The organism is Pseudomonas sp. XP2 (genome assembly GCF_053557975.1).
This window is the reverse complement of the sequence record NZ_JBNRIK010000011.1, coordinates 76,235-91,529: the sequence shown is the minus strand read 5'-3', so window position 1 is coordinate 91,529 and position 15,295 is coordinate 76,235. Positions and strand designations below refer to the sequence as shown.

Below are 15,295 nucleotides of genomic sequence, written 5' to 3'. Positions count from 1 at the left end.
CCTGACCGCGCCATCGCAAGGACCCTGTATGAGCCTGTCACTCCTCAGTCGCTATGCCTTCTTCGCAGCCTGCGTGCTGTTCACCTTGGCGAGCTTGCCCTTCACCCACCACGAATGGTTGTGGCCGTTCACCCTGACCACGGGCATCCTCAGCCTGATCGGCTTGTTCGACCTGCTGCAGCAACGCCATGCCGTACGCCGCAACTACCCGATCCTGGGCAACATCCGCTATCTGGTCGAGGCCATTCGCCCGGAAATCCGCCAGTACTTGCTGGAGTCCGACAGCGACGCCCTGCCATTCTCCCGCGCTCAGCGCTCGTTGGTGTACGCCCGGGCCAAGAACGAAGCCTCGGACAAACCGTTCGGCACCCTGATAGACGTATACGAGTCTGGTTTCGAGTTCATCGGCCACTCCATGCGCCCGGCGCCGCTGGCCGACCCGAGCAGCTTCCGCGTCATCGTCGGCGGGCCGCAGTGCAGCCAGCCGTACTCGGCCTCGATCTTCAACATTTCGGCCATGAGCTTCGGCTCTCTCAGCGCCAATGCCATCCGCGCCCTCAACCAGGGCGCCAAGCTGGGCAACTTCCACCATGACACCGGCGAAGGCAGTATCAGCCCTTATCACCGCGAGCATGGCGGCGACCTGGTCTGGGAACTGGGCAGCGGCTACTTCGGTTGCCGCACGCCGGACGGGCGTTTCGACCCCGAACGCTTCGCCGCCCAGGCGCGCAGCCCGCAGGTGCGCATGATCGAAATCAAGATGAGCCAGGGCGCCAAGCCCGGCCACGGCGGCATCCTGCCCAAACACAAGGTAACCCAAGAGATTGCCGAGACCCGAGGCGTGCTGATGGGCGAAGACTGCATCTCGCCGTCGCGCCACAGCGCTTTCTCCACGCCGATCGAGATGATGCAGTTCATTGCCCAGCTGCGTGAGCTGTCCGGCGGCAAACCAGTCGGCTTCAAGTTCTGCCTGGGCCACCCGTGGGAGTTCATGGGCATCGCCAAGGCCATGCTGGAAACCGGCATCCTGCCCGACTTCATCGTCGTCGATGGCAAGGAAGGCGGCACCGGCGCCGCACCGGTAGAGTTCACCGACCATATCGGTGTGCCGCTGCGCGAAGGCCTGCTGTTCGTGCACAACACGCTGGTTGGCCTGAACCTGCGTGACAAGATCAAGCTCGGGGCCAGCGGCAAGATCGTCAGCGCCTTCGACATCGCCAGCGTGCTGGCCATTGGTGCTGACTGGGCCAACTCGGCGCGTGGCTTCATGTTCGCCATTGGCTGCATCCAGTCGCAGAGCTGCCACACCAACAAGTGCCCCACCGGCGTGGCCACGCAAGACCCACTGCGCCAGCGCGCTCTGGTGGTGCCGGACAAGGCCCAACGGGTGCTGAACTTCCACCACAACACCTTGCGTGCCCTGGCCGAAATGCTCGCGGCGGCGGGCCTGGACCACCCGGCGCAGCTGGAAGCCAAGCACCTGGTGCGGCGCGTCTCGGCCACCGAGATCAAGCTGTTCTCGCAGATGCATGTGTTCTTGAAACCGGGCGAGTTGCTGACCGGCGAGGTGAACGGGCAGTTCTATTCACGCATGTGGCAACTGGCCCGGGCCGACAGCTTTGAGCCACACAGCGAAGTGGCTGCCTGATAGAGCCCTGGGGCTGCTACGCAGCCAGATCGCGACACAAGGCCGCTCCTGCAGAAATACGCGATCTCCTGTAGGAGCGGCCTTGCGCCGCGATGGGCCGCAAAGCGGCCCCAGAGGTTTCAGATCAGGAAGCAGTACTGGCCACACCTTGTACGTCTTTCGGCGCCAGACGGAACGCGTAGTACAGCACGGTCAGCAGCACCAGGAACGCCGGGCCAATGTACAGGGCCACACGGGTATCCTCGAAGTACGCCATCAAGCCAACCACCAGCACCAGGAAACCCAGCGCCAGGTAGGAGCTCAGCGGCCACAGCCACATGCGGTACTTCAGTGCCTTGCGCTCAGCAGTGGAAAGACCGGCACGGAACTTGAGCTGCGCCAGCAGGATCATCACCCAGGTCCAGATTGCACCGAAGGTGGCAATCGACGTTACCCAGACAAACACTTTTTCCGGCACCAGGTAGTTGGCCAGCACGCCCAGCAGTAGCGCGCCGATCGACAGCAGCAGTGCATTGCGCGGTACGCCATTCTTCGAGGTACGGGCAAAGGCGGCAGGGGCCTGGCCGTTTTGTGCCAGGCTGTAGAGCATGCGCCCGGTGCTGAAAATCCCGCCGTTGCACGACGACAGTGCCGCGGTGATGACCACGAAGTTGATGATGCCGGCGGCGGTCTTGATGCCGAGGCGCTCGAAGGTCATGACGAACGGGCTACCCTGGCTGCCAATTTCGTTCCACGGGTAGATCGACAGGATCACGAACAACGCACCGACGTAGAACAGCAGGATGCGCCAGAACACCGAGCCAATGGCCTGTGGGATGGTCTTTTGCGGGTTGCGTGCTTCGCCGGCGGTCAAACCGATCATTTCCACACCCAGGTAGGCGAACATCACCATCTGCAGCGACATCAGCACGCCGGTCACGCCATTCGGCATGAAGCCGCCGTTGCTCCACAGGTTGGAGACACCTACAGCCACACCGTCATTGCCGAAGCCGAAGGCAATGACACCGATGCCGCCAAGGACCATGGCGATGATGGTGACAATCTTGATCAGGGCGAACCAGAACTCGAATTCACCAAAGGCCTTCACCGCTACCAGGTTAACGGCGCCCATGCTACCCAAGGCTGCCAGGGCCCAGATCCAGCGGGGCACGTCGGGGAACCAGATACCCATGTAGATGGCTACTGCAGTAATTTCGGCGACACAGGTCACCAACCAGAGGAACCAGTAGTTCCACCCGGTGAGGAAGCCCGCCAGCGGGCCGAGGTAGTCTTGGGCATAGCGGCTGAACGACCCGGCGACCGGGTTATGCACGGCCATTTCGCCAAGGGCGCGCATGATCACCAGGATGGCCAAGCCACCGATGATGTAGGACAGCATGATGGCAGGGCCGGCCATTTCGATGGCTTTGGCCGAACCGAGGAAAAGACCGACGCCGATACAGGCGCCCAGCGCCATCAGGCGGATGTGCCGTTCGCCCAGTTCACGCTTGAGCGGGCCGCCTTCATTGGCCTGGCCATGGGCAGAGTGGTTGCCGACTGGCATAGCAATACAACCTCATTTTGTTATTGGATTTGACCTTCGTGCAGCACCGGCCAGGCCGATAGGCGTGGCGTCTGCTTGCCAGGCTGGCTTCGTGGGCCGGCCCGTGTGCCGGGGTAGAGCGCCCGGCAGGGCGAAGGGGCCGAGCAGTATAGGAAGACCGTTGCAGGGTTTTTCGCTGTATATACAGGAATAATCAGCAAGTTTTCTCGCCCGTGCAGCGGCCCGGAAAACTGCCCCGGCACCATAGCAACATCTCGGGGTCAAAAAACCCACACCAAAGCCGCATAGCCCTACCCGCTTTTCTCCACCTCCTACAAATTTTTCACCTCACCCGCTCAACGTCTAAGCTTCAGACAAGCAAGACGAAAACACCTGGCCGGATTGAAGACTATGGGCGCACTGTGGCAATCGGAACCAAGCAGAACGGAAGCACCCGAGATACCTCCGGCCGAGACGCCCCAACCGAAGCCCCCCCGTCAGCGTCGGCTTTGGTGGCGGCTGATCATCCTCATCCTGCTGGTGGCGCTGGTAGCCATCGGCTTCGCTGCGTATGACGAATTCCGCACCTCCGAACTGCAATCGCGCGAGTTCAGCAAACTGGCCGCTACGCTGACCTACTCGCTGGAGCCTGGCCCTAGTGACGCCATTATCTACCCCGGTGAAGGGCCGTTCGACAAACGACTGGGCTACAGCGCCCTGGGCGAATTCCTGCCACGCCTGCTCAAGCGCGATTACCTGATCACTGAACAGGTGAGGTTCTCCCCTGCGCTGATGAACTACGTCGATCATGGGCTGTTCGCGCCCTATATCGAGAAAATTCAGGCCGGCCTGTCGATCACTGACTGCCGCGGCGACACGCTGTACCAGTACAACTATCCACAGCACCTGTACCCGAACTTTGCCGCGATCCCGCCGGTGATGGTCAACAGCCTGTTGTTCATCGAGAACCGCGACCTGCTCGATACCCAGGACCCGCGCAACAACCCCGCCGTGGACTGGCCACGCTTTGCCAAAGCCGCCTACAGCCAGGTGGCCAAGTACCTGGCTTTGCCTGGTCAGTCTGCGGGCGGCAGCACGTTGGCCACGCAACTGGAAAAGTACCGCCACTCACCGGACGGCCTGACCGTGTCGGGTGCCGAGAAAATCCGACAGATGATTTCTGCCAGCGTGCGCGCCTACCGGGGCGGCCCGGATACCACCGAAGCACGCCAGCGCATCGTGCGCGACTACCTCAACAGTGTGCCGCTGTCGGCCGTGCCCGGGCACGGCGAAGTACACGGCATGGCCGAAGGCTTGCGGGTGTGGTACGGCGCCGACTTCGACCAGGTCAACCTGGCGCTGAATTCCACCGCCACTGACGCCGAAAGCATGGCCACACGCGGCCTTGCCCTGCGCCAGGTGCTGTCGCTGATGATTGCCCAGCGCCGCCCGTCCCACTACCTGTCCAAGGGCCGGGTCGAGCTGGCCGAACTCACCGATTCGCACATCCGCGTGCTCGCCGCAAACAATGTGATAGAGCAGCCACTGGCCGAAGCCGCACTGGCCAGCAAAGCGGTCTATCGCGACTGGGTAGCGCAGCCAACCATCGTGCCGATCGTCACCAACAAGGGCATCAGCCTGGCGCGTAACCGGCTGGCAGCCATGCTCAACCGCCCGCTGTATGATCTCGACCGCCTCGATGTGTCGGCCACCAGTACCCTGCAGGCCGACCTGCAACTGCAGGTCAGCCAGTACCTGAAAAACCTTGCCGACCCCGAGTTTGCCGCGCAGATGGGGCTGATCGGCGAGCGCCTGCTCACCACCAAGACCACCGACCAGGTGAGCTACAGCTTCACTTTGTTTGAGCGCACGGCCGACGGCTCGCGAGTACGGGTGCAGACCGACAGCACCAACCAGCCCTTTGACATCAACGAAGGCAGCAAGCTGGAGCTGGGCTCCACCGCCAAGTTGCGGGTGCTGACCACATACCTGGAGATCATCGCCGAACTGCATGACAAGTACGCCGGCAAGCCCGCTGCCGAGTTGAAGAAGGTCGAAGTCGCCGAACTCGACCGCATTACCCAGTGGTCGCTGGAATGGCTGGCGCAGAACAGCAAGAACCAGAGCCTGGACGCCATGCTCGACGCCGCGCTGGAGCGCAAATACTCCGCCAATACCGGTGAAGCCTTTTTCACAGGCGGCGGCATGCACGTGTTCAACAACTTCCGCAAGGAAGACAACAGCCGCAACCCGACACTCAAGGATGCCCTACGCGAATCGATCAACCTGCCGTTCATCCGCCTGATGCGCGACCTGGTGCGCTACGTGACCTACCAGCAGCCGTACAACCGCGTGCCGCTGCTCAAGGACGACGCCGACCCTCGCCGCCAGGAATACCTGGCCCGCTTCGCCGACAAGGAAGGCACCAACTACCTGATGCGCTTCTGGAAGAAATACCAGCGCAAAACCTCGCAGCAGCGCCTGGACACCTTCCTGGACAGCATGCGCGTGACCCCACAGCGGCTGGCAGCGGTGCACCGCTACCTGTTCCCTGAAGCAGGGCAGGAAACCTTCAATGCCTTCGTACGTGCCCACCTCAAGGGCGACAAGGCTGCCTTGGGCAAGTTGACCGACGGCCGCCTGTCAGAGATGTACGATGCCTATGGCCCCGGTAAATACGACCTGCCCGACCAGGGCTACATTGCCAAGGTCCACCCGCTGGACCTTTGGCTGCTCGGCTACCTGCTGAAGAACCCGAGCTCGACCTTGACCGAAATGGTCAACGCCAGCCGTTTCGAGCGCCAAGAGGTGTACAGCTGGCTGTTCAAGAGCCGCTACCAAGGGGCCCGCGATAGCCGCATCCGCACCATGGTGGAGATCGAAGCCTTCCTCGACATCCACCAGCGCTGGAAGCGCGTTGGCTATCCATTCGACCACCTCGTGCCCTCGCTGGCCACCGCGATCGGCAGTTCGGGCGACCGTCCTGCCGCCCTGTCCGAACTGGTCGGCATCATCCAGAACGACGGCATACGCCTGCCTACCCTGCGCATCGACACCCTGCACTTTGCAGCCAATACACCTTATGAGACCAAGTTGATCACCGACCCGGACCGGGGCGTGCGGATTCTGCCCGTGGAAGTGGCGCGCGCACTGAAAGGCGCCATGTCGCAGGTGGTGGATGCAGGCACGGCGCGGCGTATTTCCGGCAGTTTCAAGCTGCAGGACGGTACACCACTGGTGATGGGGGGCAAGACCGGTACCGGTGACAACCGCATTGAAAGCTTCGGCGCCGGTGGCAGGCTGATTGGCTCGCGCTCGCTGAACCGTACAGCCACCTTTGTGTTCTTCCTTGGCGACAACCACTTCGGCACCCTCACCGCCTTCGTGCCGGGGCGCTCGGCAGAGGCATTCAAATTCACCTCGGCGCTGCCGGTGCAGGTTCTCAAAGGCATGGCCCCGATTCTCATGCCGTACCTGCAGCCGGGCAATCCGAATGAGTGCAAACCGCCACAGGTGGCCGTGAACACAACGACTGCGGCAGGGAACGTATCGAATGACTAGATGATAATCATCAGCATCCAGAGGCTTGTCTTTAGATATATCTTGAGTAATATCTTACGATATATCGCAAACGACGGAGCCCTGTCCCCATGCGCGAACACACCCCCCATGATCCCTTCGAGCGGCGCCCCGGCCGCGGCGAGCGCGGTCCACGCGTCTTCGCCCCAGGTGACCTCAAGCTGCTGATGCTGGACCTGCTCGCAGACCAGCCCGGCCACGGTTACGACCTTATCCGCCAGATCGAAAACCTGTTCGACGGCAGCTACAGCCCTAGCCCCGGGGTGATCTACCCCACGCTGAATTTTCTAGAAGAGGCCGAGTTGATCAGTGGCCAGGTGCAAGGCAGCAAACGCCTCTATGCCATCACCGACGCCGGGCGCAGCGCCCTGGCCGAGCAGGCTGTCGCCCTGGACGGCGTGCGCATGCGCATCGAGGTCAGCAAACGCGCCCTGCGCGGCCACGACCGCCCGCCAGAAATCCATGAAGCAGTCGGCAACCTGCGCCACGCACTGCACATGCACAGCGGCCGCTGGACACCGGAAGAGATCCAACGGGTCCGCGACTTGCTCAACCATACCGCCAAGGCCATCGCCTCCGGGCCGGCCGAACCTGTCAGGGAGGAGGCTTCCCATGAGTGACACCATCCACCGCGTCAACCACCAGATCCGCCAACGCCGTTTGCAGGTACTGCGGGTCACCGAACTGACCCCACGCATGCGCCGCATCACCCTCGGCGGTGCCGAACTGCAGGGTTTCACCAGCGTGGGCAGTGATGACCATATCAAGCTGCTGTTCGCCGAAACGCCGGAGCAACAGCAGGCCATCGAGGCCCGTAATATGGGCCGGGACGGTGGCGCACGGCCGACCATGCGCGAGTACACGCCACGGCGCATCGACCTGGTGGCCAATGAACTGGACATCGACTTCGTACTGCACGGTGATGGCCCCGCCTCCACCTGGGCCGCCCAGGCCGCGCCTGGGCAAACCCTGGACATCGCTGGGCCACGAGCATCAATGGTGGTGCCGGATATTTTCGACAGCTACCTGCTGATCGGTGACGAAACCGCCATTCCGGCGATTGGTCGGCGGTTGGACGAACTGCCGGCTGGCCGCCAGGTGCTGGCGGTGATCCAGATCGAAGACGAGCAGGAGCGCCAGCCGCTGCCGAGCAAGTCACAAGTCGAAGTCATCTGGGTGCGTCGCCAGCAAGAAGATTTGCTGGAACTGTTGAAGAACCTGACCTTGCCGCAAGGTCGGTTGTACGGCTGGGTGGCGCTGGAAAAAGCCCTGACCCGCCAGGCCAAGGCGCTATTGCTGGAAAAAGGGGTGCCGGAGGATGCGCTGAAGGCAGCGGCCTACTGGCGTGCCGACGGGACTGCGGACGACGAGTGATCTTGGTTGCCTGTACTGGCCCTATCGCCGGCAAGCCGGCCCCCACAGTCATTGCACAGCCCATGAAGGCTATGGGGTACCTGCAGGAGGTGGCTTGCCGGCGATAGGGCCAGTGCACGCTAAGCGAATCTGTTCGACCCGCGCCACTTATCCAGCCCCAGCAACACCAGCCCTATCCCCCAGAACCCCGCCAGCACCCCCAGGGCATTGAGCATCACCTGCCCATACCCCAGGCTCGCCACATCGATGAACGGGTAGGCATACACGCCAATCTCGCTCCCCCGCCACAGCGCGTAGGCGAAGTACACCGCCGGGTAAATCGCCCACACCGCCAACTGCCAAAGCCTCAGGCTGCCCTTGGGCACCTCCCACCACCAGTACACGGCATAAAGCACCGGCATCACGTCGTGCAGCAACTCGTCCGCCAGCCATTGCCAGCCCTGCGGTTGCCACAAGTGACGCAGCAACAGGCTGTAGGCCAGCGCCACCAGCACGATGCTGGCAGCCACCGCAGTACTCACCGACGGCGACAGGAAAAAACGCCTGACTCGGCCTTCACGACCGAACGCCGCATAACTGACCACCGCCGCCACCAAGGTATTGGTCAGCACGGTGAAATAGCCGAACACGTTGATCAGGCCGCCAATCAGGCTGGCCTGTTCCTGCCAGCGCGCCAGCAGCACCAGGTATACCTGCACGGTCAGGCCGAACCAGCCGAGCACGGCGATGCTGGTCAGCCAGGGGCGACGCGGCATATCAGGCCTGGCGCTGCAGCTTCACGTACAACTGCTCGACCTTTTCCCGCGCCCACGGTGTCTTGCGCAAAAAGGCCAGGCTCGACTTGATGCTGGGGTTGCTCTTGAAGCAACGCACATCGATGCGTTCGGCCAGGCCCTGCCATTGGTAGTGCGCCACCAGCTCGGTGAGGATCTGTTCAAGGGTCTTGCCGTGCAGCGCGTTGTGTTGGGCCGTGCTCATGCTGTGCTCCGTTGGAAAGATGCGCACCTTACACGAGTGTAGTGGCGGGCGGGATCCGTCAAGTCGACAGAAAAACTGCTGGCCAGGCGTAAAACCTCTGTGCTGAAATAGTTATGTTATGTTGTAACACTAAAAAAGCATCTGCCAAGGAACGCCCCATCGCCATGTTGTACCCAACGCTTCGTCTCTCCCCCCTTGCCGTCGCGCTCTGGCTGGCTGCATCGCCCAGCCAGGCCGTGGAACTCGAACCACAGGTAATTACCGCCAATCCGCTGGGCAACCGCCAGCTGACCGCCCCCAGCACCGTGCTCGAAGGCGACAACCTGCTGCAACAACAGCACGGCAGCCTCGGTGAAACCCTGAACAAGCAGCCCGGGGTCGCCTCTACCTGGTTCGGCCCTGGCGCCAGCCGCCCGGTGATCCGCGGCCTGGACGGCGACCGCATCCGCATCCTGCGCAATGGCGTCGGCGCCCTGGATGCCTCATCGCTGTCCTATGACCACGCCGTGCCGCTGGACCCGGTTACCGTCGAGCGCGTCGAGATCGTCCGTGGCCCGGCCGCCCTGCTCTACGGCGGCAACGCCATCGGTGGCGTGGTCAATACCTTCGACAACCGCATCCCGGACGCACCGATCGAAGGCATCCACGGTGCCGGCGAGCTGCGCTACGGTGGCGCCGACACCACCCGCAGCAGCGCCGGCAAATTGGAGGCGGGCAACGGTGCCTTCGCCCTGCATCTCGATGCCAACAGCCGCCAATTCAACGACCTGCGCATCCCCGGCTACGCCCGCAGCGCCAAGGTACGTGACGCCGATGAGCCCGGCAGCAAACACCGCCTGGAAAACAGCGACGGCCGCCAAGATGGCGGTGCCGTCGGTGGCGCCTATCACTGGGATCACGGTTACGCCGGCCTGTCTTATAGCCGCTACGACAGCAATTACGGCTCGGTGGCCGAATCCGGTGTGCGCCTGGACATGAAACAGGACCACTACGCCTTCGCCTCCGAACTGCGTGACCTGGATGGCCCGTTCAGCTCCGTCAAGGTCGATGCTGGCTATACCGACTACGAACACAGCGAGGTCGAAGAAGGCGAGGTGCACACCACCTTCAAGAACAAGGGCTACGAAGCCCGTATCGAAGCCCGCCACCAACCGCTCGGGCCGGTGGAGGGGGTGATCGGTGCTCAGGTCAGCCGCAACGAATTTTCCGCCCTGGGCGAAGAGGCTTTTGTCCCACACACCCATACCAACAGCCTCGCGCTGTTTATGCTGGAGCAATGGCAGGCCACACAGCGGCTGAACCTGAGCCTGGGCGCACGCGTGGAGCACACTCGGGTAGACCCTGACGCCAAAGGCAACGAAAACTTCGTCGATGCCGACAGTGCCAGCAGCTTCAACGCCTTCAGCCTGTCATCAGGTGCGGTGTACCAGCTCGACCCGATCTGGTCGCTGGCCGCCAACCTCGGCTACACCGAGCGCGCCCCGACGTTCTACGAGCTGTACGCCAATGGCGCGCACGTGGCCACCGGCGCTTTTGAAGTTGGCGACGCCAGCCTGAACAAGGAAAAGGCCATCTCTGCCGACCTGGCGCTGCGCTTCGACAATGGCACCCACAAAGGCAGTGTCGGGGTGTTCTACAGCCACTTTCGCAACTACATCGGGCTGATCGGCACCGGCAACCTGCGCGAGGGCGGGCATGATCACGACCATGGCGAGGAAGACCACGACCACGATCACGACCATGACCACGACGGTTTCCCGGAATACCAGTACCAGGGCGTGCGGGCGCGCTTTTACGGCATCGAGGCCCAGGACCGCTGGCAACTGGTCGAGAACCGTTACGGCAGCTTCGCGCTGGAGTTGTCTGGTGACTACACCCGGGCCAAGAACCTCGACAGCGGCGAACCGCTGCCACGCATCGCCCCGCTGCGCCTGAACAGCGGCCTGGTGTGGGAACTTGACCGCTGGCAGGCGCGGGTCGATGTCCAGCATGCCGCGTCGCAGCACCGCAAACCGGCCAACGAAACCAGCACCGATGGCTACACCACACTGGGTGCAAGCGTTGGCTACCGCTTCGAAGTTGGCCAGAGCCAGTGGTTGGCGTTCGTGCGCGGCGAAAACCTGACCGACCAGACCGTGCGTTATGCCAGCTCGATCCTGCGCGATATCGCGCCGGCGCCGGGGCGTAGTGTCGAAGTGGGGTTGCGTACCACCTTCTGAAATCGCGGGGGCGCTTTGCGCCCCTCTTCAGGCTATTGTTACCCGCTGAACAACAATCCCCTGCGACAATTTGTCTTTTTTTCTTACAACTTCCGCTATATCCTGCCCGCCTGAAGCTGAATCGCTTCACTAAAACCATCCTGTCGCCATATCCATTGAAGGGCACGCCCTTCGATGCGCTTGCCGTTTTTTCAATAATCAAAAAGATAGCGCTATCTCATGCTCCAACTGCCCAAAACCTGTTACATCGGCCTTGCCCTCAGCGCCTTGGCGACACCCGCCGCCGCCAGCGAAATGTTCGCCAGCGACTCCCCATGGATGCTCGGTGACTGGGGCGGCACTCGCAGCGAATTGCTGGAAAAAGGCTACGACTTCACCCTCGGCTACACCGGCGAGATGGGCAGCAACCTGCACGGTGGCTTCGACCACGACCGTACCGCTCGCTACAGCGACCAGTTCACCTTTGGCAGCCACCTGGACCTGGACAAGATTTTCGGCTGGCATGACACCGAGTTCCAGCTGACCCTTACCGAGCGCCACGGCGACAACATCAGCAACGACCGCATCAACGATCCTCGCGTCGGCGGCTTCACCTCGGCCCAGGAAGTCTGGGGCCGTGGCGAAACCTGGCGGCTGACGCAGATGTGGATCAAGCAGAAGTACTTCGAGGGTGCGCTGGATGTGAAATTCGGTCGCTTCGGCGAAGGCGAAGATTTCAACAGCTTCCCTTGCGACTTCCAGAACCTGGCCTTCTGCGGCTCGCAGGTAGGCAACTGGGTGGGTGGCATCTGGTACAACTGGCCGGTCAGCCAATGGGCCCTGCGCGTGCGTTACAACCTCAGCGACACGCTTTACACCCAGGTGGGCGTGTTCGAGCAGAACCCCTCCAACCTCGAATCTGGCAACGGCTTCAAGCTCAGCGGCAGCGACACCCAAGGCGCGGTAATGCCAGTCGAACTGGTATGGACCCCACGTATCCAAGGTTTGAAAGGGGAATATCGCGCTGGCTACTACTACAGTAATGCCAAGGCACAGGATGTTCTCAAGGACAGCAACGGCCAGCCGGCCGCCCTCAGCGGCGCCGCCTACCGCAGCAGTTCGAGCAAGCACGGCATGTGGCTCGGCGCCCAGCAGCAAGTAACCTCGCTGGCATCCGAGAGGTCGCGAGGCCTGAGCCTGTTCGCCAACGCCACGGTGCACGACAAGAAGACCAATGCCATCGACAACTATGTGCAGGCAGGACTGGTATACAAAGGGCCTTTCGACGCCCGCGCCAAGGACGACATCGGTTTCGCCCTGGCCCGCGTGCACGTCAACCCCGCCTACCGCAAGAACGCCCGCCTGGCCAACCAGGCCGCAGGCCTCTACGACTATGACAATCCAGGTTTTCTGCCGGTGCAGGACACCGAGTACAGCGCCGAGCTGTACTACGGCATCCACTTGGCCGACTGGCTCACCGTACGCCCCAACCTGCAGTACATCCGCCACCCGGGCGGGGTGTCGCAGGTCGATGGCGCCCTGATCGGTGGCCTGAAGATCCAGAGCAGTTTCTAACCACCCTTTTTTGACCTGACGGAGAACCTAAGATGAGCACTGAAGGTGCCAACCAAGGAAGCCGCTGGCTCCCTCGCCTGATCGGCGCGCTGCTGTTGCTGATGGGCCTGGCCCTGTTGGCCGGTGGTATCAAGCTAAGCCAGCTGGGCGGATCGCTGTACTACCTGATTGCCGGTATCGGCTTTGCCCTCTCGGGCATCCTGCTACTGGCCCAACGCCGCATTGCCTTGGGCCTGTACGGCCTGGTGCTGCTGGGCAGCACTGTATGGGCGCTGCTTGAAGTGGGCCTGGACTGGTGGCAACTGGTGCCACGCCTGGCCATCTGGTTTGCTATCGGCGTGGTGCTGCTGCTGCCGTGGGCACGTCGTCCGTTGATCGGCCCGGCCAGCAAAGCCAACACTGCACTGCTCGGCGTTGCGGTGGTTGCTTCGGGCGCATGTGCGCTGGGCAGCCAGTTCACCCACCCCGGCGAAGTGTTCGGCGAACTGGGCCGCGAAAGCAGCGAAATGGCCAGCGCCGCCCCATCCATGCCTGATGGCGAATGGCAGGCTTATGGCCGCACCGAGCATGGCGACCGTTATTCACCGCTGCGCCAGATCACCCCGCAGAATGCCTACCGCCTGGAAGAAGCCTGGCGCATTCGCACCGGTGACCTGCCGACCGACAACGACCCTGTGGAGCTGACCAACCAGAACACCCCGCTGAAGGTCAACGGCATGCTCTACGCCTGCACCGCACACAGCCGCTTGCTGGCCCTGGACCCGGACACCGGCGCGGAAATCTGGCGTTACGACCCGCAGGTCAAGAGCCCGACCGGCACCTTCAAAGGCTTTGCCCACATGACCTGCCGCGGCGTTTCGTACTATGACGAAAACCGCTATGTCAGCCGCGACGGCAGCCCGGCGCCGAAAATTACCGACGCCGGCCAGGCCGTAGCCCAGGCCTGTCCACGCCGCCTGTACCTGCCTACCGCAGATGCCCGCCTGATTGCCATCAACGCCGACAACGGCAAAGTCTGCGAAGGCTTCGCCAACCAAGGCGTGATCGACCTCACCACCGGCATCGGTCCCTTCACTGCCGGCGGCTACTACTCCACCTCGCCTGCCGCTATCACCCGTGACCTGGTGATCATTGGTGGCCATGTCACCGACAACGAGTCGACCAACGAGCCGTCGGGCGTGATCCGCGCCTACGACGTGCACGACGGCCACCTGGTGTGGAACTGGGACAGCAACAACCCGGATGACACCAAGCCGTTGGCCGCCGGCAAGATGTACAGCCGCAACTCGGCCAATATGTGGTCGATCGCCAGCGTCGACGAAGACCTGGGCATGATCTACCTGCCGTTGGGCAACCAGACCCCGGACCAGTGGGGCGCCGACCGCACCCCGGGCGCCGAGAAGTACAGCGCCGGCGTGGTCGCCCTTGACCTGGCCACCGGCAAGGCCCGCTGGAACTACCAGTTTACCCACCACGATTTGTGGGACATGGACGTGGGCAGCCAGCCGACCTTGGTCCACCTGAAGACTGACGATGGGGTGAAACCCGCGATCATCGTGCCGACCAAGCAAGGCAGCCTGTACGTGCTCGACCGCCGCGACGGTACGCCGATCGTGCCGATTCGCGAAATCCCCACCCCGCAAGGCGCAGTGAAGGGCGACCACACCTCGCCGACCCAGGCCCGCTCCGACCTCAACCTGCTGGGCCCTGAGCTGACCGAACAGGCCATGTGGGGCGCTACGCCATTCGACCAGATGCTGTGCCGCATCCAGTTCCGCGAACTGCGCTACGAAGGCCAGTACACCCCGCCTTCCGAGCAGGGTTCGCTGATCTACCCGGGCAACGTGGGTGTATTCAACTGGGGCAGCGTGTCCGTCGACCCGGTCCGCCAACTGCTGTTCACCTCGCCCAACTACATGGCCTTCGTGTCGAAGATGGTCCCGCGCGAGCAGGTGGCCGAAGGCAGCAAGCGCGAAAGCGAGACCAGCGGCGTGCAGCCGAATACCGGCGCGCCGTACGCGGTCACCATGCACCCGTTCATGTCGCCGCTGGGCGTACCGTGCCAGGCACCGGCCTGGGGCTATGTCGCCGCCATCGACCTGTTCACCAACAAGGTGGTGTGGAAACACAGGAACGGCACCACTCGTGACAGCACCCCGGTACCGATCGGCCTGCCGGTTGGCGTGCCGAGCATGGGCGGTTCGATCGTCACCGCCGGTGGCGTCGGCTTCCTCAGCGGCACCCTGGACCAATACCTGCGCGCTTATGATGTAAACAACGGCAAGGAACTGTGGAGTGCCCGCCTGCCAGCGGGTGGCCAGGCCACGCCGATGACCTACACCGGCAAGGATGGTAAGCAGTATGTGCTGGTAACCGCCGGCGGCCATGGCTCGCTGGGCACCAAAATGGGCGATTACATCA

General features: G+C 62.7%; 10 protein-coding genes. 7 read left to right on the top strand and 3 right to left on the bottom strand.

Translation table 11 applies throughout. The annotated features are described in order from the left end of the window. Positions 1-28 precede the first annotated feature (28 nt). Positions 29-1,648 (top strand): FMN-binding glutamate synthase family protein, encoded by a 1,620-nt coding sequence (locus ACK1VC_RS14220; RefSeq protein ID WP_016488804.1) that lies wholly within the window; start codon positions 29-31, stop codon positions 1,646-1,648. Between the two features lie 124 nt (positions 1,649-1,772). Here ACK1VC_RS14220 and ACK1VC_RS14215 read toward each other — a convergent pair whose 3' ends face one another. Then, positions 1,773-3,191, bottom strand: coding sequence for an amino acid permease (locus ACK1VC_RS14215; RefSeq protein ID WP_016488805.1), 1,419 nt, complete (start codon positions 3,189-3,191; stop codon positions 1,773-1,775). Between the two features lie 390 nt (positions 3,192-3,581). Between ACK1VC_RS14215 and ACK1VC_RS14210 the strand changes: the two genes are divergently transcribed. The 3 genes from ACK1VC_RS14210 to ACK1VC_RS14200 all read left to right on the top strand — a co-directional run bounded on the left by ACK1VC_RS14210 (position 3,582) and on the right by ACK1VC_RS14200 (position 8,123). Next, entirely contained in the window at positions 3,582-6,731 is a 3,150-nt protein-coding gene (locus ACK1VC_RS14210; protein WP_191086912.1) for a transglycosylase domain-containing protein, read from the top strand. 89 nt (positions 6,732-6,820) lie between these two features. Then, positions 6,821-7,369 carry a PadR family transcriptional regulator gene (locus ACK1VC_RS14205; RefSeq protein WP_191086913.1) on the top strand — a complete coding sequence of 183 codons (549 nt, stop codon included), beginning with the start codon at positions 6,821-6,823 and terminating at the stop codon, positions 7,367-7,369. Then, on the top strand, positions 7,362-8,123 hold the full coding sequence (locus tag ACK1VC_RS14200; RefSeq protein ID WP_016488808.1) for a siderophore-interacting protein: 762 nt from the start codon (positions 7,362-7,364) through the stop codon (positions 8,121-8,123). The genes ACK1VC_RS14205 and ACK1VC_RS14200 overlap by 8 nt, the downstream gene beginning before the upstream one ends. Before the next feature lie 119 nt (positions 8,124-8,242). Here ACK1VC_RS14200 and ACK1VC_RS14195 read toward each other — a convergent pair whose 3' ends face one another. Together ACK1VC_RS14195 and ACK1VC_RS14190 are read right to left on the bottom strand one after the other, a co-directional pair. Continuing rightward, on the bottom strand, positions 8,243-8,878 hold the full coding sequence (locus ACK1VC_RS14195) for a Pr6Pr family membrane protein (RefSeq protein ID WP_191086914.1): 636 nt from the start codon (positions 8,876-8,878) through the stop codon (positions 8,243-8,245). 1 nt (position 8,879) lies between these two features. Next, positions 8,880-9,101, bottom strand: coding sequence for a VF530 family protein (locus ACK1VC_RS14190; protein WP_016488810.1), 222 nt, complete (start codon positions 9,099-9,101; stop codon positions 8,880-8,882). A 164-nt stretch (positions 9,102-9,265) separates the two neighbouring features. On the opposite strand from ACK1VC_RS14190, the gene ACK1VC_RS14185 reads away from it, so the two are divergent. From ACK1VC_RS14185 to ACK1VC_RS14175, 3 genes are all read left to right on the top strand, one after another. Beyond that, positions 9,266-11,320, top strand: a complete 2,055-nt coding sequence (locus ACK1VC_RS14185) for a TonB-dependent receptor (RefSeq protein ID WP_191086915.1) — start codon at positions 9,266-9,268, stop codon at positions 11,318-11,320. A 219-nt stretch (positions 11,321-11,539) separates the two neighbouring features. Continuing rightward, on the top strand, positions 11,540-12,874 hold the full coding sequence (locus ACK1VC_RS14180; RefSeq protein ID WP_449117973.1) for a carbohydrate porin: 1,335 nt from the start codon (positions 11,540-11,542) through the stop codon (positions 12,872-12,874). A 32-nt stretch (positions 12,875-12,906) separates the two neighbouring features. After that, positions 12,907-15,295 (top strand): glucose/quinate/shikimate family membrane-bound PQQ-dependent dehydrogenase (locus ACK1VC_RS14175; protein WP_449117972.1); only part of this gene is annotated, 2,389 nt, incomplete at its 3' end.

Bases quoted from the DNA above. Each gene is read 5' to 3' on its own strand.
- ACK1VC_RS14210 (WP_191086912.1), top strand. From the start codon at position 3,582: ATGGGCGCACTGTGGCAATCGGAACCAAGCAGAACGGAAGCACCCGAG.
- ACK1VC_RS14205 (WP_191086913.1), top strand. From the start codon at position 6,821: ATGCGCGAACACACCCCCCATGATCCCTTCGAGCGGCGCCCCGGCCGC.
- ACK1VC_RS14215 (WP_016488805.1), bottom strand. From the start codon at position 3,191: ATGCCAGTCGGCAACCACTCTGCCCATGGCCAGGCCAATGAAGGCGGC.
- ACK1VC_RS14195 (WP_191086914.1), bottom strand. From the start codon at position 8,878: ATGCCGCGTCGCCCCTGGCTGACCAGCATCGCCGTGCTCGGCTGGTTC.
- ACK1VC_RS14180 (WP_449117973.1), top strand. From the start codon at position 11,540: ATGCTCCAACTGCCCAAAACCTGTTACATCGGCCTTGCCCTCAGCGCC.
- ACK1VC_RS14200 (WP_016488808.1), top strand. From the start codon at position 7,362: ATGAGTGACACCATCCACCGCGTCAACCACCAGATCCGCCAACGCCGT.
- ACK1VC_RS14185 (WP_191086915.1), top strand. From the start codon at position 9,266: ATGTTGTACCCAACGCTTCGTCTCTCCCCCCTTGCCGTCGCGCTCTGG.
- ACK1VC_RS14220 (WP_016488804.1), top strand. From the start codon at position 29: ATGAGCCTGTCACTCCTCAGTCGCTATGCCTTCTTCGCAGCCTGCGTG.
- ACK1VC_RS14190 (WP_016488810.1), bottom strand. From the start codon at position 9,101: ATGAGCACGGCCCAACACAACGCGCTGCACGGCAAGACCCTTGAACAG.